This is a genomic window from Methylobacterium sp. 190mf (assembly GCF_900107945.1).
Classification (GTDB): domain Bacteria; phylum Pseudomonadota; class Alphaproteobacteria; order Rhizobiales; family Beijerinckiaceae; genus Methylobacterium.
The window spans coordinates 272,910-292,400 of record NZ_FNVI01000005.1; the positions used below are offsets into that span (position 1 = coordinate 272,910).

General features: G+C 71.3%; 22 protein-coding genes. 11 read left to right on the forward strand and 11 right to left on the reverse strand.

Annotated features, from left to right (window positions below; all coding sequences use genetic code 11):
* Positions 1-92 precede the first annotated feature (92 nt).
* The 5 genes from C4T42_RS08335 to C4T42_RS08355 all read right to left on the reverse strand — a co-directional run bounded on the left by C4T42_RS08335 (position 93) and on the right by C4T42_RS08355 (position 5,881).
* Complete coding sequence (locus tag C4T42_RS08335; protein WP_103984979.1) at positions 93-890, reverse strand: SDR family NAD(P)-dependent oxidoreductase; 798 nt, start codon at positions 888-890, stop codon at positions 93-95.
* A 68-nt stretch (positions 891-958) separates the two neighbouring features.
* Positions 959-2,386: an MFS transporter gene (locus C4T42_RS08340; RefSeq protein WP_083916050.1), complete on the reverse strand. Its 1,428-nt coding sequence runs from the start codon at positions 2,384-2,386 to the stop codon at positions 959-961.
* 221 nt (positions 2,387-2,607) lie between these two features.
* Positions 2,608-3,954, reverse strand: a complete 1,347-nt coding sequence (locus tag C4T42_RS08345) for a hybrid sensor histidine kinase/response regulator (protein WP_042669683.1) — start codon at positions 3,952-3,954, stop codon at positions 2,608-2,610.
* Positions 3,951-5,171 (reverse strand): FIST N-terminal domain-containing protein, encoded by a 1,221-nt coding sequence (locus C4T42_RS08350; RefSeq protein ID WP_026604820.1) that lies wholly within the window; start codon positions 5,169-5,171, stop codon positions 3,951-3,953. Before C4T42_RS08350 ends, C4T42_RS08345 begins: the two co-directional genes overlap by 4 nt.
* 140 nt (positions 5,172-5,311) lie before the next feature.
* Positions 5,312-5,881, reverse strand: a complete 570-nt coding sequence (locus tag C4T42_RS08355) for a c-type cytochrome, methanol metabolism-related (protein ID WP_026604819.1) — start codon at positions 5,879-5,881, stop codon at positions 5,312-5,314.
* 250 nt (positions 5,882-6,131) lie between these two features.
* On the opposite strand from C4T42_RS08355, the gene C4T42_RS08360 reads away from it, so the two are divergent.
* Together C4T42_RS08360 and C4T42_RS08365 are read left to right on the forward strand one after the other, a co-directional pair.
* The gene (locus C4T42_RS08360; protein ID WP_020092510.1) at positions 6,132-6,806 is read left to right on the forward strand and encodes a transglutaminase-like cysteine peptidase; all 675 of its coding nucleotides are present in this window, start codon (positions 6,132-6,134) and stop codon (positions 6,804-6,806) included.
* A 103-nt stretch (positions 6,807-6,909) separates the two neighbouring features.
* Complete coding sequence (locus C4T42_RS08365) at positions 6,910-7,236, forward strand: hypothetical protein (protein ID WP_020092509.1); 327 nt, start codon at positions 6,910-6,912, stop codon at positions 7,234-7,236.
* Positions 7,237-7,329: 93 nt separating this feature from the next.
* Here C4T42_RS08365 and C4T42_RS08370 read toward each other — a convergent pair whose 3' ends face one another.
* From C4T42_RS08370 to C4T42_RS08385, 4 genes are all read right to left on the reverse strand, one after another.
* Positions 7,330-7,740 (reverse strand): low molecular weight phosphatase family protein, encoded by a 411-nt coding sequence (locus tag C4T42_RS08370; RefSeq protein WP_234083060.1) that lies wholly within the window; start codon positions 7,738-7,740, stop codon positions 7,330-7,332.
* Between the two features lie 106 nt (positions 7,741-7,846).
* Complete coding sequence (locus C4T42_RS08375) at positions 7,847-8,329, reverse strand: UPF0262 family protein (protein ID WP_020092507.1); 483 nt, start codon at positions 8,327-8,329, stop codon at positions 7,847-7,849.
* Between the two features lie 10 nt (positions 8,330-8,339).
* A complete protein-coding gene (gene hisD, locus C4T42_RS08380; RefSeq protein ID WP_020092506.1) occupies positions 8,340-9,635 on the reverse strand; it encodes a histidinol dehydrogenase in 1,296 nt (431 codons plus the stop codon).
* Positions 9,636-9,656: 21 nt separating this feature from the next.
* Entirely contained in the window at positions 9,657-10,103 is a 447-nt protein-coding gene (locus tag C4T42_RS08385; protein WP_020092505.1) for a DUF2948 family protein, read from the reverse strand.
* Between the two features lie 188 nt (positions 10,104-10,291).
* Here C4T42_RS08385 and C4T42_RS08390 point away from each other — a divergent pair, with 188 nt between their 5' ends.
* A complete protein-coding gene (locus C4T42_RS08390) occupies positions 10,292-10,684 on the forward strand; it encodes a hypothetical protein (RefSeq protein WP_020092504.1) in 393 nt (130 codons plus the stop codon).
* Positions 10,685-10,732: 48 nt separating this feature from the next.
* Here C4T42_RS08390 and murA read toward each other — a convergent pair whose 3' ends face one another.
* Both murA and C4T42_RS32355 read right to left on the reverse strand, forming a co-directional pair.
* Positions 10,733-12,022 carry a UDP-N-acetylglucosamine 1-carboxyvinyltransferase gene (gene murA / locus C4T42_RS08395; protein WP_020092503.1) on the reverse strand — a complete coding sequence of 430 codons (1,290 nt, stop codon included), beginning with the start codon at positions 12,020-12,022 and terminating at the stop codon, positions 10,733-10,735.
* An 86-nt stretch (positions 12,023-12,108) separates the two neighbouring features.
* The gene (locus tag C4T42_RS32355) at positions 12,109-12,288 is read right to left on the reverse strand and encodes a hypothetical protein (protein ID WP_081636463.1); all 180 of its coding nucleotides are present in this window, start codon (positions 12,286-12,288) and stop codon (positions 12,109-12,111) included.
* Positions 12,289-12,608: 320 nt separating this feature from the next.
* Here C4T42_RS32355 and hemA point away from each other — a divergent pair, with 320 nt between their 5' ends.
* The 8 genes from hemA (at position 12,609) to C4T42_RS08440 (ending at position 19,488) form a co-directional block, all read left to right on the forward strand.
* Positions 12,609-13,904: a 5-aminolevulinate synthase gene (gene hemA, locus C4T42_RS08405; protein WP_103984980.1), complete on the forward strand. Its 1,296-nt coding sequence runs from the start codon at positions 12,609-12,611 to the stop codon at positions 13,902-13,904.
* A 280-nt stretch (positions 13,905-14,184) separates the two neighbouring features.
* A complete protein-coding gene (locus tag C4T42_RS08410) occupies positions 14,185-14,982 on the forward strand; it encodes an inositol monophosphatase family protein (RefSeq protein WP_026604817.1) in 798 nt (265 codons plus the stop codon).
* Positions 14,983-15,052: 70 nt separating this feature from the next.
* Complete coding sequence (locus C4T42_RS08415; RefSeq protein WP_012320444.1) at positions 15,053-15,598, forward strand: adenine phosphoribosyltransferase; 546 nt, start codon at positions 15,053-15,055, stop codon at positions 15,596-15,598.
* 168 nt (positions 15,599-15,766) lie between these two features.
* Positions 15,767-15,901 carry a 50S ribosomal protein L34 gene (gene rpmH / locus C4T42_RS08420; protein ID WP_007558110.1) on the forward strand — a complete coding sequence of 45 codons (135 nt, stop codon included), beginning with the start codon at positions 15,767-15,769 and terminating at the stop codon, positions 15,899-15,901.
* A gap of 79 nt (positions 15,902-15,980) precedes the next feature.
* Complete coding sequence (rnpA, locus tag C4T42_RS08425; RefSeq protein ID WP_020092500.1) at positions 15,981-16,601, forward strand: ribonuclease P protein component; 621 nt, start codon at positions 15,981-15,983, stop codon at positions 16,599-16,601.
* Entirely contained in the window at positions 16,591-18,441 is a 1,851-nt protein-coding gene (gene yidC / locus C4T42_RS08430; protein WP_020092499.1) for a membrane protein insertase YidC, read from the forward strand. The genes rnpA and yidC overlap by 11 nt, the downstream gene beginning before the upstream one ends.
* 13 nt (positions 18,442-18,454) lie before the next feature.
* Positions 18,455-19,108: a ribosome biogenesis GTP-binding protein YihA/YsxC gene (gene yihA / locus C4T42_RS08435; protein WP_020092498.1), complete on the forward strand. Its 654-nt coding sequence runs from the start codon at positions 18,455-18,457 to the stop codon at positions 19,106-19,108.
* Positions 19,105-19,488 carry a DUF423 domain-containing protein gene (locus tag C4T42_RS08440; RefSeq protein ID WP_020092497.1) on the forward strand — a complete coding sequence of 128 codons (384 nt, stop codon included), beginning with the start codon at positions 19,105-19,107 and terminating at the stop codon, positions 19,486-19,488. Before yihA ends, C4T42_RS08440 begins: the two co-directional genes overlap by 4 nt.
* Positions 19,489-19,491 lie beyond the last annotated feature (3 nt).

Consider the following 19,491-nt stretch of genomic DNA (forward strand, 5'->3'; position numbering starts at 1 on the left):
CGCCCGCGGGTTGGTCGACCGGGCCACCGCTTCCGAGACCGGCGGGTGATGCCCGGACCGGTCCTGATCTCGGGGGCGGGCCCTGCCTGATCCTAGGCGAGGCCCTGCAGGACACCGCCGTCGACCCGCAGAGCTGCGCCGGTGGTGGCGCTCGCGGCCGGGCTGCAGAGATAGGCGACGAGGTTCGCCACCTCCTCCACCCGCGCGAGGCGCCGGATCAGCGAGGAAGGCCGGTGCTCCGCGACGAACTGGCGGCCCATGGCCTCGAGGTCGGCGTCGGCCGCGCCGCCGGCCATCTGCGTCATGAACTCCGCGACGCCCTCCGACAGGGTTGGGCCGGGCAGGACGCTGTTGACCGTCACGCCGCTGCCGGCCACCGTCTGGGCGAGCCCGCGGGAAATCGCGAGCTGCGCGGTCTTGGTCATCCCGTAATGGACCATCTCGGTCGGCGTGTTGATCCCGGACTCGCTGGAGATGAAGATCACCCGGCCCCAGCCGCGCTCCGCCATGCCGGGCGTGTAGGCCCGGGACAGGCGCACGCCGCTCATCACGTTGACGTCGAAGAAGCGCTGCCAGTCGGCATCCGGGATCTCGAAGAACGGCTTCGGCTCGAAGATCCCGGTGTTGTTGACCAGGATATCCACGACCGGCAGCCCCTGGACGAGCGCGGACACGCCGTCCGCGGTCGCGACATCCCCCGGTGCCGCGAAGGCGCGGCCGGCTTGCGCTTCGCCCCGCAGCTTCGCCAGCGCGGTCTCGACGCGCTCGGGCGTGCGGCCGTTGATGCCGACCTCGGCGCCGAGATCGAGGAGTTCCTTGGCGATGGCGTAGCCGATGCCGCCGGTCGAGCCGGTGACCAGGGCCTTCCGGCCGGAGAGATCGAGATCCATGGGACGCTCCTGCACGTGACTCGTCGCGTCAACGCGGTCCCGCGCCCGCGGTGGCATACGGGGTCGGTCTAGCCGCTCCGACTCCGCCGCAGGACGCTGGCGCAGCCGCCGATCACCGAGAGCGCCACCGCGCAGGAGAGCGAGATGGTGACGGCCCGCTCGGCCCCGAGCCCGTGCGTCAGGCCGAAGATCACCGCCACCAGGGCCGCGCCGAGCGACTGCCCGGTGAGCCGCGCCGTCGACTGCATCCCGCTCGCCCCGCCGGCCCGCTCGCGCGGCGCCGAGGTGACGATGACCTTGTTGTTGGGCGACTGGAACAGGCCGAAGCCGAGGCCGCACAGGGTGAGCCTCCAGACGATGTCGAGGGTGGCGGGGGCCTCGGGCAGGAGCGTCACGCTGACGAGCCCGGCGGCCATCATGGCCAGCCCGACGCCGCCGAGGATGCCGGGCGGGTAGCGGTCCGCGAGGCGGCCGGAGATCGGCGCCATCGCGGCGACCGCGATCGGCCAGGGGGTGAGCAGGAAGCCGGTCTGGGTGCTGGAAAGGTGGAGCACGTCCTGGAAGTAGAAGGGCAGCGCCACGTAGGAGACCATCTGGGCGCAGAACGAGGCGACGGACGTCGCCATCGACAGGGCGAAGGCGGGGATCCGCAGCAGGTCGACCGGCAGGAGCGGGGCGGGCAGCCGGATCTGGCGCCGCACGAACACCGCGCCGATGACCAGGGCGGCGGCGAGCTCGACGATCGCGACGCTGCGCGCCTCCGGATCGCCGAGACCGTCGATCCCGATGATCAGCAGGCCGAAGGTCAGCGCGTTGAGCACCGCGCTCGCGAGGTCGAAGGGGCGGCCGCTCGCCGGTGTGACCGGCAGGGTCCGGGACGCCACCGCCAGGGCCAGCAGGCCCACGGGGATGTTCACGAGGAACAGCCAGGGCCAGGTCGCCACCGACAGGATCGCCGCCGCCACGGTCGGGCCGGCGGCCGAGGCCACCGCCACCACCAGCGCGACGTTGGCGACCCCCTGGCCGATCATCCGGTGCGGGTAGATGAAGCGCACGAAGCCGATATTCACGCTCATGATCGCCGCGCCACCGAGGCCCTGGACGATGCGCGCCGCGATCAGCATCGGCAGGTTCGGCGCGACCGCGCAGGCGAGCGACGCGGCGACGAACAGCGCGAGCCCCGGCAGGTAGACTTTCCGGAAGCCGAAGATGTCGCCGAGGGCCGCGAACGGCAGGAGGCTCGCCGTGACGGCGACCTGGTAGGCGTTGACCACGAAGATCGCGTCGGCCGGCCGGACCGCGAGGTCCTTGGCCATGACGGGCAGCGCCACGTTGACGATGGCCCCGTCGAGGACCGCCATGGTCATGGCGAGCCCGATCGCCGCCATGGCGAGGACGCGCTCGCGCGGCGGCAGGCCGTCCTGGACGGGCCCCTGCGCGGTGCCCTGAGGATGACCCGGCGGGCTGCCTGTCGGACCGTGCGGGACCTGCGCCATGGGTGCGCGCTCCTGCGGCGTCCCGGCGGGTCCGTGACGTCGATGGCGGGGGGACATCCGGGCACGGGACGCGCCGCGGATGCTGCTCCCTGTCGCGCAGGCGGGGAGGCCCGTCGAGGGGGGCCGTGTGTCCTATGTCACGGCGCGGACGGCTCTGTTCGCCGCGGACGCCCGCGGCTCTGACAGGGCGCGAGCCGGCGCGTCGCGGCGCCCGATCGGGTTCAGGCCAGCATGTAGGTGAGCAGGGAGCGGAGCTGGGCCGGCTTGATCGGCTTGTGCACGAGCTCCGCGCCGGCGGCGGTGACGCGCTCCTCGACCGCGCCGGTATGGTCGGCGGTGGTGACGATGACCGGAAGCGGGTCGGTCCGCAGCGCCCGGAGATAGGCGGCCACGTCGAGGCCGCAGGCGCCGTCGTCGAGATGGTAGTCGAGCACCAGGATGTCCGGCGCCCCGGCGCCCGCCGCGACGGCGGCCTTCACCCCCGCGAGGTCGCGGAAGGTCGAGACCCTTGCATCCCAGTTCTGGAGCAGGCGCGCGAGGGCGTCGGCCGTGGAGGCGTCGTTCTCCACGACGAGGACGTGGGCTCCCGAGAGCCGGGTCGCCACCGGGGCGGGCGGCGCCGCGGCGGCCGGGACCGCGCTCAGGGGCAGCGTCAGCGACACCCGGGTGCCGTGGCCGACCCGGGAGCGCAGCCGCAGGGGATGATCGAGGGCGAGGGCCATGCGGCGGACAATCGACAGGCCGAGGCCGAGGCCCGGCTCCTCGCCGCTGCTCGGCCGGTCGCCGCCCCGGAAGAACTCGTCGAAGACGAGCTCGCATTCCTCGGCGGCGATGCCGCAGCCCGTGTCGGTCACTTCGATCCGGACGCCGCCGGACCGGCGCCGGGCCGCCAGGACGATCCCGCCGGTGCGGGTGTAGCGGACGGCGTTGGAGACGAGGTTCTGGAGGATCCGCTGCAGGAGCACCACGTCGCTGGTGATGGTCAGGTCCGGGCAGTGCACCGACAGGCGCAGGCCCTTGCGCTGCGCGAAGGGTTCGAAGCTCTCCGCGATCCCCGCCAGCAGGTCGGGCAGGAAGACGGGCTGGACCTGCGGCCGGACAATCCCGGCATCGAGCTTCGAGATGTCGAGCAGCGTCTTGATCAGGTCCTCGATGGTCTGCAGGCCCCGCTCCACCTGTCCGGCGATGGTGCGCGCCTCCGGCGGCACGTCGAGGTCGGCGAGCGCCGAGATCGAGAGGCGGGCGGCGTTGACCGGCTGCAGCAGGTCGTGGCTCGCCGCCGCCAGGAACCGCGTCTTCGAGCGGTTGGCGGTCTCGGCCTCCTCCTTGGCCGCGGCCAGCGCCTCGTTGGAGCGCTCCAGCCGGTGCATCAGCCCGGTCAGCTCCTCGGTGCGGGTGCGGACCCGGCCCTCGAGCATGATCGCCGTCTGGAACAGCGAGTAGGCGCTGCCCCGCTGGTCCATGGAGCGCTCCACATGGGACATCAGCGCGGCGTTGATCCGCTCGAGCTTCTCGATCCGCCGGTGCAGGGACGCGTCGGTCTCGAGGCCGTTCGGGTGCAGGGTCACGACGCGGCCGGGGCGGGGGCCGCGGCCGGCGCGCCCGCGGCGAGGGTCTTGCCGATGGCGATGCCCGTGAAGGTCTGGTTCAGGTGCATCGCCCGGTACTGCTCGCCGAAGGTCTCGAAGCCGACGACGTTGTAGCGGCGGTAGAGGTCGGCGATCCCGTGGCGGACCTGCCGGCTCTCGGCGTCGAGGCGGCGGAGCACGCACTCGAAGCCGATGATGAGGTCGACGCCGCCGAGCACGGCGTCGAGGCGCGCCAGCTCCGCCCGGGTCGAGGCGACGATGTCGCGCGGCTCGGCGAGGGTCAGCACCACGCCCTCATCCACCGCGCAGAAGAAGCTGAGCGAGCCGTCCTCGTTCATCCGCCGGATCGAGCGGCAGAAATACTCGCCGCCGACCTTCACGGCGAGCGGGTAGGCGGCGAAGCTCATCGGCGACAGGCCCTCGGGGTCGAGGCCGATCGCCATCGCGTATTCCCGGGCCGCCGGCTCGGCGTTGAGCTCGTGCACGGTGCGGCGCTCGCCGTCCGAGGCGGTGACCACGAACTTGGTCCGCGTCGGCTCGAAATTGTCGCTCTTGAAGATCTCCACCGAGAAGTCGGTCTCGACGAGCACCAGGACCGCCGCCTTGCGGTGGATCTTCCCGCCGTGGAGCATGACGGCGTCCCGGAAGCGCAGGTCGTCGCCGGCCGAGCCGCCGACGATCGGGATGCCGTCGAGCGCCCAGGCGATCGCCGAGACCACGGTCTCCTCGGCGTTGGCGAGCCCGTCGATCAGCGACAGGGCGAAGCGGTGGCCCGTGCCGGCCGCGTCGACATCGCGGCACCGGTCCAGCGGGTCCAGGGTCCGGCGCAGCGCCCGGACCGCCGAGGCGGTCCGCTCCACGTCGAGGTGGTCGATGGCGTCGAGGACGGTCGAGACGATCCGGAACCGCTCGGCCGGGAACGCGATGACGACGAGCCCGCGGTCGAGGCCGCCGGCCGGGGCGATGCCGCCCGACATCGAGCAGCCGGCCACCGGCACGCCGGGGAACCGGGTCTCCAGGGCACGGGCCAGGATCTCGGCATCGTAATCGGCGGAGAAGAACGCGACGACCTGCGACAGGGCGGTGTCACCGACCGCGAGCGCCACCTCCGCGGCCGCGTCGGCGGCCCCGGCCGCGTCCGTCCAGGCCGTCCAGATGCCGCACAGATGGCGGCGCACTCCCGATCCTTGAGCCACGTTCCACCCCCTGCGACCCCCTCGGCAGGCTTGGCGCCCGCTCTTCAGCGTCTTGGGCGGAGTATGTCGTGCGCAATCGAGCGGTGCAACGGGGCGTGTCGACCCGGTCCGGTTCGCGCGGGAAGCCGGACCGGGAGGGCTCACTTCATGCAGGCATCCTCGGCCTTCTCGAAGGCCGCGGGCTTGGGTTCGTGCTCGGACGGCCGGTTGCGGCCGAGCGCCCCGTCGGAGCGGGCGCGGAGATAGGTGTAAATGTCCGGCAGGTAGCAGGTGACGTTCTTGTTCTCGCCGAAGGCGGGCATCACCAACTCCTGCGAGGCGTTCACGTCCCTCTTGCCGCCCACGACGATGCCGGCGAACTGCGCGTAGTCCATGCCCTTGAGGGCGTCGACCAGCGACGGCGCGTAGGTCGATCCCAGCCCGTCGGGGCCGTGGCAGGCCATGCAGTTCGCGCTGTATCGGACGTAGCCGGACATGGTGTACCAGTCGACCATCTTGCCGCCGTCCGTGACGTGGTAGGTCGGGTTACCGTTCTTGTCGGTGTACTGACCGTCCTGGACCTTGGCCGGCTGCGTCGGCCCCTCGCTCTTCAGGTCGGTCGCGGGCGGGGCGGTGGTCGGAGCCGCGGCGGAGGCCGGCAGCATCCCCAGGGTTCCCGCTGCGAGCCCGGCCAGGACGAGGCCGGCCACTCTGTCTGCAACGCAACGCATACGTCTTCCTCCTGCCGCCCACAGGCTTCTTCTTGGTGGCGCGGTGCCGGGATAACGGCGGATCTCGTCGGAGAACACCTTGAGGCGCCTTCACGTTTTCGCGCACGGCCGGTGAGCGTCACGATGACCGGCCGAGAGTGCGCTTATCCGCGTTGCGCACAGCATTAACCTTTTGTTAATCGGCGGATTGCCGCCGGCCCGCCGGCGTGAGAGCTTTCGTTAACGAGAGCTTAACGGTTGGGTCCCGGCGATGCGGTTCGCGGTTTCCATGATGCAGGGCCTGGTCAAGGGACCCGCCTCGCGTCGGCTCTCCCGGAGCCGCCGGGCGGCCCTGGCTGTCCTCGCCGTCGCGGGGCTCGCCGCCCCGGCCCAGGCGCAGACGCTGGCGAGCCTGCCCACCGAGGCCGGCGCCCGGGTGCAGGGCGATGCCAAGCCGATCGCGGCGTGGGTGACGTTCTGCCAGACCTACGCGGCGGAGTGCGCGCTGGACCGGGGCGAGCCGGCCCGGATCAGCCTGACGCCGGCGACCTGGGCGACGATCGTGTCGGTGAACCGGCGGGTCAACAAGGCGATCGAGCCGATGACCGACCAGGACCACCTGCACGTGGCCGACCGCTGGGACCTGGCCGAGGACGGCATCGGCGACTGCGAGGACTTCCAGCTGCTCAAGCGCCACATGCTGGCCGAGGCCGGCCTGCCGCGGCGGGCGATGCGCATGACCGTGGTGATCGACGAGAAGGGCGAGGGCCACGCCGTGCTGACCCTGATCACCGACCGGGGCGACCTGGTGCTCGACAACAAGACCAGCGCGATCCTGCCTTGGCACAAGACCGGCTACGTGTTCATCAAGCGCGAGAGCCAGGACGCCGTCGCCTGGGTCTCCCTCGGCGGCGTCACCTCCCCGGTCACCACCGCAAACCGGTGAACAAGCCACGCGGCGAGCAGTGGAACCTCGGCCGCATGCGCCGTTCCTTAACGGATCGCTAACCCTGCGGCGCCACTCTGTCGGGTGACGGAGTGCCTTAACGATGCCGCGAGCCCGCCACGTGACGCCGGTCCCGCTTCTGGCGGTCGTCCTCGTCGCCGCCGCCTGCGGCACCGCCCGGGCCGCGAGCGAGACCGAAGCCCGCCACGCCGCGTGGCGCGACTGCGTCAGCCGCAACTTCCGGATCCAGGCCGCACTGACGGACCGGGATCTCGCCGCCGACGCCGCCTTCCGGGCCTGCCGGACCGCCGAGGACGCCTATCTCGCGACCCTCGCGGCCTCGCCGCTGCTCGACGACGAGGATGTCGGGCGCGCCCGGCCGCTCCTCGCCGGCCGGATGCGCGCTTGGCTGGTCGGCAACCGCGGCTGACGTCGGCGATTCCTGGCAGCGGCCATCGGGAAAGGACGTTTCCGCCAAGCGCGTGAGGTCGGCCAGCAAGGCAGCGTCGCGGGGGCCTGCCGCCTATGCCTTCAGGCGCGCCTTGATTCGCCGGGTCAGCCCGTCGCGGACGTCGCGGTAGGCGTCGAGGCGCTGCTCGCGCGAGGCGTCCTGCAGCAGCGTCGGGTCGGGAGTCGGCCAGTACTCGACATCGGCCGCGAGGGTGTGCGTCAGGTCCAGTGCCCGGTGGTGCGCCTCCGGCGCGAGGGTGATGATCAGGTCGAAGTTCAGGCCCTCCCAGTCCTCCAGCTCCTCCACGGTGCGCGGGCGGTGCCGGCTCGCGTCGATGCCGACCTCGTCGAGGGCGGCGACCATGAACGGGTCGGTGGGCTCGCCGGAGCGCACCCCGGCCGACTGCACGTAGGTGGACTTGCCGAAATAGGCGCGCGCGATCGCTTCCGCCGCCACGGAGCGCACGGCGTTGTAGTTGCACATGAACAGGACGGACTGCACCCGCCGCTTCTTCGGGGGCGCGTGGGGAAAAGGCTCGGGAGGAGGCTCGGGAGCGGGCTCAGCCATCGCCGGTCGGCGCGGAGGGCGCCTAACCCTTCCAGTGCAGCGCGAAGATCAGGGTGAACAGGCGGCGCGCCGTGTCGTGGTCGAGGTCGACCTTCCCCTCGAGCCGCTGCTTGAGCGTCTCGGACGCCTCGTTGTGCAGGCCCCGCCGACCCATGTCGATCGCCTCAATCTGCGACGGTGAGGCGGTGCGGATCGCGTTGTAGTAGCTCTCGCAGATCATCTCGTAGTCGCGGATCACCCGCCGGAACGGCGTGAGCGACAGGAGGTGCGTCATCACCGGCTCACCGTCCACCGTGGTGATGGCGAAGGACAGCTTGTTCTCGACGAGTCCGAGCGTGAGCGCGTAGGGGCCCTCCCGCCCGGGGATAGTGAAGGAATTGTCCTCCAGGATGTCGAACAGGGCGATCGCCCGTTCGTGCTCCTGATCCGGATTGCCGCGGGCGATGGACCCCTCGTCCAGGCTCACCTTCGCGAGGCGGTTCGGCCCGCGCTGCTTCTCCGCCATCCCCAAAACCTCACAGGTTCAACCGGATCGCGACGGAGCGGGCATGCCCCTCCAGGCCCTCGGACCGGCCGAGGTTTATCGCTGCCGGGCCGAGCGCCCGCAAGCTCTCCGGCGTGCAGGCGAGGATCGTCGTCCGCTTCATGAAGTCGAGCACGCCCAGCCCGGACGAGAATCGGGCGGAGCGCGCGGTCGGCAGCACGTGGTTGGGGCCGCCGACATAGTCGCCGATCGCCTCCGGCGTGTGCGAGCCCAGGAAGATCGCGCCGGCATTGCGGACCTTGGCGGCGAGCGCCTCCGCGTCCTGCGTCTCGATCTCCAGGTGTTCGGGGGCGAGGCGGTCGACCAGGGGCACGGCCTCGTCGAAGGTGCGGACCCGGATGACGGCGCCGTAATCGCGCCAGCTCGCCCGGGCGATCTCCTGACGGGGCAGGGTGGTGAGGGCGCGCTCGACCGCCGCCTCGACGGCGCCGGCGAGTTCGGCGCTGTCGGTGATCAGGATCGCCTGGGCGGCCACGTCGTGCTCGGCCTGGGCCAGGAGGTCGGCGGCGATCCAGTCGGGGTTGGCGTGGCCGTCCGCCAGGATCAGCACCTCGGAGGGGCCGGCGATCATGTCGATCCCGACCTGGCCGAAGACCCGGCGCTTGGCCGCCGCCACCCAGGCGTTGCCGGGCCCGACGACCTTGGCCACGGGGGCGATCGTGGCGGTCCCGTAGGCGAGGGCCGCGACCGCCTGGGCGCCGCCCACCCGGTAGACCTCGTGGACGCCGGAGAGCTGCGCGGCGGCCAGGACCAGCGGGTTCATCTGGCCGTCCGGGGTGGGCACCACCATCACGAGGCGCGGCACCCCGGCGACGCGCGCCGGCAGCGCGTTCATCAGCACCGAGGAGGGATAGCTCGCGGTGCCGCCCGGGACGTAGAGGCCGACCGATTCCAGCGCGGTCCAGCGCCAGCCGGCCGTGACGCCGAGGGCGTCGGTGGCCCGGTGATCCGCGGGCCGCTGCGCCCGGTGGAAGCTCTCGATCCGCTCGGCGGCGAGGCGCAGGGCCTCCAGCGAGTCCGGCGGGCAGGCCGCGACGGCCGCTTCGATCTCCGCGTCCGTGACCCGCAGCTGCGCGGCGGAGAAATCGGCGCCGAGCCGGTCGAACCGCCGGGTGAAATCGACCAGCGCCTCGTCCCCGCGGGCGACGACGTCGGCGATGATGCCGCGCACCGCCTCGTCCACATCCTCGGCGATCTCGCGCTTCACCGTGAGGAGGCGCGCGAAGGCGGCGGCAAAATTCGGATCGCTGCTGTCGAGCCGGACCATCGGGAAGCCTTCTGTCTCGCGTCAGGCCGCCGAGCCGGCGGCCGTATCGGTGTCGATGTCGTGCCCGGGACGGTTCGCCGATTCCCAGACCGGGCCGAGATCCTTCATCCGGACCTCGATGCACTCGACCTCCAGCCGCAGGGCCGCGCCGCCGGAGAAGACGAGGTCGATGTGCCCGGAGGGCGCGTCCGTCGGCTCGAAGGTGAGGGCGAGCAGGCTCATCGGCGTCGCATCGTCCGGCTTCAGGCCGCGGCTCTTCACGCCCAGCACGCGCTCGATGTGCAGGCCGGCGAGGCGCCGGCGCGGCGGGGCGCTCGGCGTCCAGTCGAAGCGGCGCACCGCCATGAGGAAGCGGTGCTCGCCGGCGAGGAAGGTCAGGTCCTGCGGTCGCAGGATCGCGTCCTGCAGATGGGCCGAGATCACGGTCAGGTCCTCGGTGTCGAGGGCGGCGAGCCTGAGCAGCTCCATGCAGAGGGTCCTCGGGGAATACGGGGCGCGGGTCGGGCGGCGAGGGCCGGTCCGCGGCACGGCGTAGGTAGCGGCGCGGCCCCGTTCGGGCAACGGCTGGTCTGGGGATCGCGATCCCGGCCGGGCACAGGCTCGGGCCAGCGTCGCCGTTTAGACGCGCCGGCGGTCGAGCCGGGGCAGGGTCTCATATGGCGGCACTCACCGAGCGCGCGGTTGTGGCGGTGCTGACCGTCGGGATGCAGGCGGCCGGACCCGCCGTCGCGCAGGTCGGTCCGGACGCACGGCCCTACATCTACGGTCGTCCGGCGCCGGATCGGGATCTCTACGCACCGCCGCCCGGCGGGCGTCCGCCGCCTCCGCCCGCGGATGACGGGTATGGCTGGCGTCCGCCCCCGTTGCCAGTCGACGATGCGTACGACAGGCGCGGCCCGCGCTGGCGCGGCGACTTCGGGCGCCGGTGGGACGACAGCGTCTGCGTGACGGCCCGCGGCACGTGCAGGGTGCGCCCGGGGCCTCCCGACGCGCCCTGCGGCTGCGAGATCCCCGGCTTCGGCTACAGGCGCGGGCAGATCGAGGACTGAGCCTCGGGCGCTGCCGCGCGCCGGCCGGCTCGGACCGAGCGCTGCCGCTCAGGCCCGGACGCGCTCGATCTGCGCGCCGCACCGGCCGAGCTTGGCCTCCAGCGCTTCGAACCCGCGGTCGAGATGGTAGACCCGGTTGATCTGGGTCTCGCCCTCGGCGGCGAGGCCCGCGATCACCAGGGAGACCGAGGCGCGCAGGTCGGTCGCCATCACGGGGGCGCCCTTCAGCCGGTCCACGCCCTCGACGATGGCGAGGTCGCCCTCCAGGCGGATCTTCGCGCCGAGGCGGGCCAGCTCCTGCACGTGCATGAACCGGTTCTCGAAGATGGTCTCGCGGATGTGCGACTGGCCCTTCGCCAGCGTCATCAGCGCCATGAACTGCGCCTGGAGATCCGTGGGAAAGCCCGGGAACGGGTCGGTGGTGACGTCGACCGCCGCGATGCCGGCGCCGTTGCGGCGCACGCGGATCCCGCCCTCGACCTGCGTGATCTCCGCGCCCGTGGTCGTCAGGACGTCGAGGGCCGAGTGGAGCAGGTCGGCCCGGGTATCCTTGAGCACGACGTCGCCGCCGGCCATCGCCACCGCCATGGCGTAGGTGCCGGTCTCGATCCGGTCGGGCAGGACCTCGTGGCGGGCGCCGTTCAGGCGGGCCACGCCCTCGATCTCGATGCGCGGCGTGCCGGCGCCGCGGATCTTGGCGCCCATCTTGTTCAGGCACTCCGCGAGGTCGACCACCTCCGGCTCGCGGGCGGCGTTCTCGATCACCGTGGTCCCGTAGGCCAGGGCGGCGGCCATCAGCGCCACGTGCGTGCCGCCCACGGTCACCTTCGGGAAGGCGAACTCGGCCCCGCGCAGGCCGTTCTTGGTCCTGGCGACGACGTAACCGGCGTCGATCTCGATCTCGGCCCCGAGCTTCTCCAGCGCCATGATCAGCAGGTCCACCGGCCGGGTGCCGATGGCGCAGCCGCCGGGCAGCGAGACCTTGGCCTCGCCGAACCGGGCGAGCAGCGGTGCGATCACCCAGAAGCTCGCCCGCATGGTCGAGACCAGCTCGTAGGGCGCCGTGGTGTCGATGACGTTCGAGGCGGTGAGCCGGATCGTCTGGCCCGTCTCGGTGGTCTGACCGGGGCGCTTGCCCACGACCATGTGGTCCACGCCGTGGTTGCCGAGGATCCGCGTCAGCGCGGCGATGTCGGCGAGCCGCGGCACGTTGATCAGCTCCAGCGTCTCGCCGGTGAGCAGGCTCGCGATCATCAGCGGCAGCGCCGCGTTCTTGGCGCCCGAGATCGGGATCACGCCGTTGAGCGGCGCGCCGCCGGTGATGTGGATGCGGTCCATCGTGTGTCCTCGGGCGGCGCACCCGCGAGGGCGCGCGGCCGGCCGTGCTGATCGCGGGCGCGGCAGCGCCCAGGCTTGGCCGTGCCCTATAGACCGGATTTGTCGGAATCAGGACCGTTTCCGTCCGATTCCCGCGCGCAGGACTGATCCGCGCCGGGAGACGGTCTTCCTTCGGCCCGCCCGCGGCCCTGCGCCTTGCGGCGGCGCAGGTTCTGGCGCAGCGCGGCCTTGAGGCGCTCCGCCCGCTCGTCCCTGGAGTCCGTCACGGCGCGACCCTTGGTCGCCGCAAGGTCGGGGCCGCGCGGTCCACGCCGGACGAGCCATCTGCGGTCGGAGACATGAGCTGTTGCAGGGGGCGGGAGCCAAGTTCGGGTCGGAAGAACGTGCCGGACGCTAGCGGGTTCACGCGGGCCTCTCAACGGATGCAACGCTGCGATGTCGGAACCTTACCTTGAACCAGTTCCAGATCCGCGCGTATCTTGCGGCCCTCACGCGAAGGACTGGACCGAGGCCGGACCTCGATCGCGGGCCTGAGACGCCGCTCACGCGGTGTCGCCCGCGCGGCCGAACACGCGAAGGACGCTCGATGACCGTCACCCGGATGCCCAGCACGATGCTCGCCCAAGCGGGATCGACGCGCGCCGGATCCGGCTACGAGCGCTACTTCCGCGGGGCCCTGGATCAGCTGCACGGGGAACGGCGGTACCGGGTGTTCGCCGACATCGAGCGGATCTCGGGGCGTTTCCCGACCGCCAAGTGGCGCCAGCCGGACGGCAAGACCACCGAGATCACCGTGTGGTGCTCCAACGACTACCTCGGCATGGGCCAGCACAAGGACGTGGTCGCCGCCATGACCGAGACCGCCGCCCGCTGCGGCGTCGGCGCCGGAGGCACCCGCAACATCGCCGGTAACACCTCGCCGCTGGTCGACCTGGAGCGCGAGCTCGCCGACCTGCACAGCAAGGAGGCCGGTCTCGTCTTCACCTCCGGCTACGTCTCGAACCAAGCCGGCATCTCGACCATCGCCAAGCTGATCCCCGACTGCCTGATCCTGTCGGACGCCTTCAACCACAACTCGATGATCGAGGGCGTGCGCCATTCCGGGTGCGCCAAGACGATCTTCCGCCACAACGACCTCGCCCATCTCGAGGAGCTGCTGCGGCAGGCCGGCGACCGGCCCAAGCTGATCGTGTTCGAGTCGGTCTACTCGATGGACGGCGACGTGGCGCCGATCGGCGCGATCTGTGACCTGGCCGAGCGCTACGGCGCGATGACCTACCTCGACGAGGTCCACGCCGTCGGCCTGTACGGCCCGCGCGGCGGCGGCATCGCCGAGCGCGACGGCGTCATGCACCGGGTCGACGTGATCGAGGGGACGCTGGCCAAGGGCTTCGGCTGCGTGGGCGGCTACATCACCGCCTCGGCGGCGATCTGCGACGCGGTGCGCAGCTTCGCGCCGGGCTTCATCTTCACGACGGCGCTGCCGCCGGCGGTGGCTGCGGCGGCGCGGGCGTCGGTGCGCTACCTGAAGCGCTCGAGCGCGGAGCGCGAGGCGCACCAGCGTCAGGCGGCGGCCACGAAGGCGGCGCTGAGCGCGGCGGGGCTTCCGGTCCTGGAGACCGAGACGCACATCGTGCCGGTGATGGTCGGCGATGCCGAGCTGTGCAAGGCGGCGGCGGACCATCTGCTGGAGCACCACGCGATCTACATTCAGCCGATCAATTACCCGACGGTGCCGCGCGGGACCGAGCGGCTGCGGATCACGCCGTCGCCGTTCCACGACGCGGCGCATATCGAGCGCCTCGCCGCGGCGCTGGGCGAGACCTGGCAGGCCCTGGACCTGCCCCGCGCCGGCACTGTCTTCGTCGAGGCCGCGGAGTAGGATCCGCGCCGCCGTCCCGGCCGGGCCGTGTTGCGGGCGCCCGTCTTTGCGAGCGGAGCAAAGCAACCCAGGGATGCCACATCCGCGGCCGGCCTGCTGCCCTGGATTGCTTTGCTCCGCTCGCAAAGACGGGCGCGCCGGTATGCTGAGGCCGGCCTGACCGCGCCGGCTCCGCGCTGAGGCAGCGGCCCGCAGCGCTTCCATGTCCCGTCCCCATCTCGTCTTTTCCGGCGCCGACCTGTAACGACGGCGCCAATCCTCATCCGCGAAAAGTCCGCCTATGATCTCCTCACCCCTCATGACCGTCATGGTCGATGCCGTGCGCAAGGCCGCGCGCGGCCTGCGCCGCGACTACGGCGAGGTCGAGAACCTGCAGGTCTCGCGCAAAGGTCCGGGCGACTTCGTCTCCGCGGCCGACCGCAAGGCCGAGGAGGTGCTGCGCGACGCCCTGATGAAGGCGCGTCCGGGCTACAGCCTCGTCCTCGAGGAGAACGGGATCATCGAGGGGACCGACAAGAGCCACACCTGGCACATCGATCCCCTCGACGGCACGTCGAACTTCCTGCACGGCGTGCCGCATTTCGCGGTCTCGGTCGGTCTCGAGCGCGAGGGCCAGATCGTGGCCGGCGTGATCTTCGACCCGATCAAGGACGAGCTGTTCGTCGCCGAGCGCGGCAAGGGCGCCTATCTCAACAACCGGCGCCTGCGCGTCTCCGGCCGCCAGGACATGGCGGACGCGCTGGTGGGCTACGGCACGCCCTATCTCGGTCGCGGCAGCCACCCGCGCCTCTTGCGCGAGCTCGGCGCCGTGATGGCGGTGGCCGGCGGGACCCGCCGGATGGGCTCGGCGGCCCTCGACATGGCCTACGTGGCCTGCGGCCGCCTCGACGCCTACTGGGAGCGCGACCTCCAGACCTACGACTTCGCCGCCGGCGTGATCCTGGTGCGCGAGGCGGGCGGCTTCGTGACCTCGGCGGACGGCGCGGCCGAGCCGCTGGCGCCCCGGTCGGTGGCCTGCGGCAACGAGGGGCTTCACCGGGACCTCGTCGCCATCCTCAAGAAGGTCCAGGCGGCCTGAGCCGCCACCGACTGGTCAGGCCGTCGGGCTTCTGCTTTAAGCCCGCGGTTCCCCACGGAAGGCTGAACGCATGGAAGCCCGCCGCCACGTCGCGCTGAAGGAATCGGTCCGCTCGATTCCCGATTACCCGAAGCCGGGGATCATCTTCCGCGACATCACCACGCTGCTGAGCGACCCGCGTGCCTTCCGGCGGGCGGTGGACGCCCTGGTGCATCCCTACGCCGGCGGACAGATCCACCAGGTGGCCGGCATCGAGGCCCGGGGCTTCATCCTGGGCGGGGCCATCGCCCACCAGCTCTCCTGCGGCTTCGTGCCGATCCGCAAGAAGGGCAAGCTGCCTCACAAGACTGTCTCGATGGCCTACGCCCTCGAGTACGGGACCGACGAGATCGAGATCCACGTCGACGCCGTACGGCCCGGCGACAAGGTGCTGCTGGTCGACGACCTGATCGCCACCGGCGGCACCGCGATCGCGGCCGTGAACCTGCTCCAGAAGATCGGCGCCGAGATCGTGGCCGCCTGCTTCGTCATCGACCTGCCCGAGATCGGCGGCGCGCAGCGCCTGCGCGACCTGGGCGTCGAGGTGCGCACCCTCATGCAGTTCGAGGGTCATTGAGCCCCGCGAAACGTTGACTTCGCGGGGCCCATCCGCCATAAGCCCGCCACTCGCGACGTGGCGCCCCGCATGGGCGCCCTTCGTGTTTGCAGACAACCAGGACGCGTGAAGGTCGGGTGCAGCAATAGCTGCCCGCGAGCGCGCCTCGACCTTTGAAGGCTCTGAGCCATGAAGAGAACCTACCAGCCGAGCAAGCTCGTCCGTAAGCGCCGTCACGGTTTCCGTGCGCGCATGGCCACCGCCGGCGGCCGCAAGGTCATCGCGCGCCGTCGCGCCCATGGCCGCAAGCGCCTGTCGGCCTGAGGCCTGATCCTCGCCGGCGCGGACGCTCCGACGCATCCGCGCCACGAGGCAAGTGGTATCGGCCGGGATCGAACCATCGATGGCGACGATCGAGCGGCTCAAGAAACGACCCGACTTCCTGGCGGCAGCCGAGGGGCGTCGCTTCCACACCGAGCGTATGACCGCGCAGGGGCGTCTTCGGAACCCCGACGTCTGCCCCGGCCTCCGTCTCGGTTTCACCATCACGAAGCGTGTCGGCCACGCGACGGAGCGCAACCGCATCCGCCGCCGACTCCGCGCTGCCGTGGGGTTGGTCGCGTCCGATCTGCCGAGCGAGCTCGCGGGCCTTCCGGCCGACATCGTGCTGATCGCCCGCCGCCCCGCCCTCGAAGCCTCCTTCGAGGCCCTCGCCGAGGATCTGCGCCGCGCGATTCCCGCGGTGACCCGCGCGGCCGCGCCCCGCGGGGACAGGTCACCCGGTCGATCCGGCGGCCGGCGCTCCAAGCCGGCTCCTGACACGGCCACTTCTCAGTCGTCCTCTCTCCCGCACGAAGCCGGCCGCGCCTCCGCGCAGGCGGCCCCACCCGGCGGTGCCGACATCGGCCCGTCGCAGGGGTGCGACAGAGATCCCCGAATCACAGGCGCGCGCAGGTCCCCCGGGGCCGGCGACGTTCCTGTTGCCACTCCGAACGCGTGCGGCGGTGTCCCTGATGGGCAATGACAAGACGAACATGTTCGTGGCCATCGGCCTGTCGCTGCTGGTGCTGCTCGGGTGGCAGTACTTCGTGGCCGGCCCGCGCATGGAGCAGCAGCGCCAGATCGAGGCGCAGAACAAGGCCGCGCAGCAGCAGCCCCCGGGCGTGACCCCGGACGGCGTGCCCTCGCCGTCCCCGAAGGAGGGTGGCCCGGCGGCCCCCGCGCCCGGCACGCTGCCGACCGCCCAGGGCGGCCCGGTCTCCCGCGAGGCGGCGCTGGCCCGCTCGCCGCGCGTCCGGATCGAGACCCCGGCGCTCTCCGGCTCGATCGCCCTGAAGGGCGGCCGCGTCGACGACGTCTCGCTCAGGAACTACCACGAGACCATCGACCCCAAGAGCCCCGAGATCGTGCTGTTCTCGCCGGCCGGGACCGAGACGCCCTACTACGCCGAGTTCGGCTGGGTCGGCGCCAATGCCGGTCCGCTGCCGACCAACGACACCCTCTGGACCAGCGACGGCAAGACACTGTCGCCCGGCATGCCCGTGACCCTGACCTGGGACAACGGCGCCGGCCTCGTCTTCAAGCGGATCATCGCGGTCGACGACAAGTACATGTTCACGATCCGCGACGAGGTCGAGAACAAGGGCTCGGGCGCCATCACGCTCTACCCGTACAGCCTCGTCTCCCGCTGGGGTAAGCCGCATACCCAGGGCTACTACGTCCTGCACGAGGGCATGATCGGCTATCTCGGCAACGACGGCCTGCAGGAATTCACCTACGACAAGCTCGCCAAGGAGGGCGCCTACGGCGGTGCCAACACCAAGGGCAAGGCCTGGAGCGGCGTGACCGGCGGCTTCGTCGGCATCACCGACAAGTACTGGGCGGCGGCCGCGATCCCCGATCAGGACGCGCCCTATACCGGCGCCTTCACCGACCGGACCGACGGTGCCACCAACGTCTACCAAGCCAGCGTGCGCGGCGATGCCGTGAATCTCGCGGCGGGCGCCTCGGCGACCGCGACGCAGCGGCTGTTCGCCGGCGCCAAGGAAGTCAACGTCATCAACAACTACGAGAAGGACCTCGGCATCAAGCACTTCGATCTGATGATCGATTGGGGCTGGTTCTTCTTCATCACCAAGCCGATGTTCCGGGCGCTAGACTTCTTCTACCACCTGTTCGGCAATTTCGGCGTCTCGATCCTGGTGGTGACCTTCTGCCTGAAGCTGCTGTTCCTGCCGATCGCGAACCGGTCCTACGTCTCCATGGCCAAGATGAAGGCCGTGCAGCCGGAGATGGCCGCCATCCGCGAGCGGTACAAGGACGACCGCATGAAGCAGCAGCAGGCCACGATGGAGCTGTACAAGAAGGAGAAGATCAATCCGGTCGCCGGCTGCTGGCCGGTGCTGATCCAGATTCCGGTCTTCTTCGCGCTCTACAAGGTCCTGTTCATCACCATCGAGATGCGCCACGCGCCGTTCTTCGGCTGGATCCGCGACCTCGCGGCGCCGGATCCGACGAGCATCGTGAACCTGTTCGGCCTGCTGCCGTTCCCGGCACCCGACTTCGTGCACCTGGGCGTCTGGCCGATCATCATGGGCATCACGATGTTCGTGCAGATGAAGATGAATCCCGCGCCGCCGGACCCGGTCCAGGCGCAGATCTTCACATTCATGCCGATCGTGTTCACCTTCATGCTGGGCTCGTTCCCCGCCGGCCTGGTGATTTACTGGGCCTGGAACAACACCCTGTCGGTGATCCAGCAATACGTCATCATGCGCCGCAACGGCGTGAAGGTGGAGCTGTGGGACAACCTCCGCACAACGTTCAAGCGCGGCGGCACCAAGGCGGCCGCCACCAAGAGCTGACGGGCGAGACGCCGTGAGCGAGACCAACGACGACGCGGCCGACCTCCTCGAGGCCGGCCGCCTTCTCTTCGCCGGCCCGGCCGACTTCTACGCGGCCGCCCAGATCCTCGACCGGCTGCCGCCCATGGAGGGCGTCGAGATCGCCTTCGCGGGGCGCTCGAATGTCGGCAAGTCGAGCCTGATCAACGCACTCACCGGGCGCAACACCCTGGCGCGGACCTCGCACACGCCGGGGCGGACGCAGCAGCTCAACTTCTTCCGGATCGGCGAGCGCCTGTCGCTGGTCGACATGCCCGGCTACGGCTACGCCGCCGTCGAGAAGGCCAAGGTCGAGGCGTGGACCCGGCTGATTCACGCCTACCTCAAGGGCCGCGCCAACCTCGCCCGGGTGTTCATGCTGATCGACGCCCGGCACGGCTTCAAGTCGATCGACACCGACGTCCTCGACGGCCTCGACAAGGCCGCGGTGAGCTATCAGGTCGTGCTGACGAAGGGCGATTCCCTCAAGAAGGGCGAGGTCGCGAGCCGCATCGCCGGGATCGAGGCGGGGCTCGCCAAGCGGCCGGCCGCCTACCCGCAGGTGATCCTCACCTCGAGCCGGGACGATTCCGGCGTACCGGATCTGCGGGCGGCCATCGCTAGGCTCCTGGCGGAGCGCGGCGCGTGAGACTCGCGGGTGTCGACCGCGCGCTCGCGGCGCTCGCCGCTCTGGCCGGGCTGCTCGGCGTCGCGCTGAGCGCCGCCGCGGCGCACATCCCCGGGGCGGACTCGCTGAAGACGGCGGCGCAGTTCCTGCTGTTCCACGCCCCCGCCATCCTGGCGCTGGTCGGTCTCGGGGCCGCGGGCCTCGTCCGGGCCGGTCTCGCGCGCGTCGCGGCCGGGCTGCTGGTCGCCGGCCTGATCCTGTTCTGCGGCGACCTCTCGGTGCGCGCATGGCTTCAGCACGCGCTCTTCCCGATGGCGGCGCCCACCGGCGGCTTCGCCCTGATGGGCGGCTGGCTCACCGGGATCCTCTGCGCGCTGGTGCCCGCGCGACGCGGGGTCTGACAG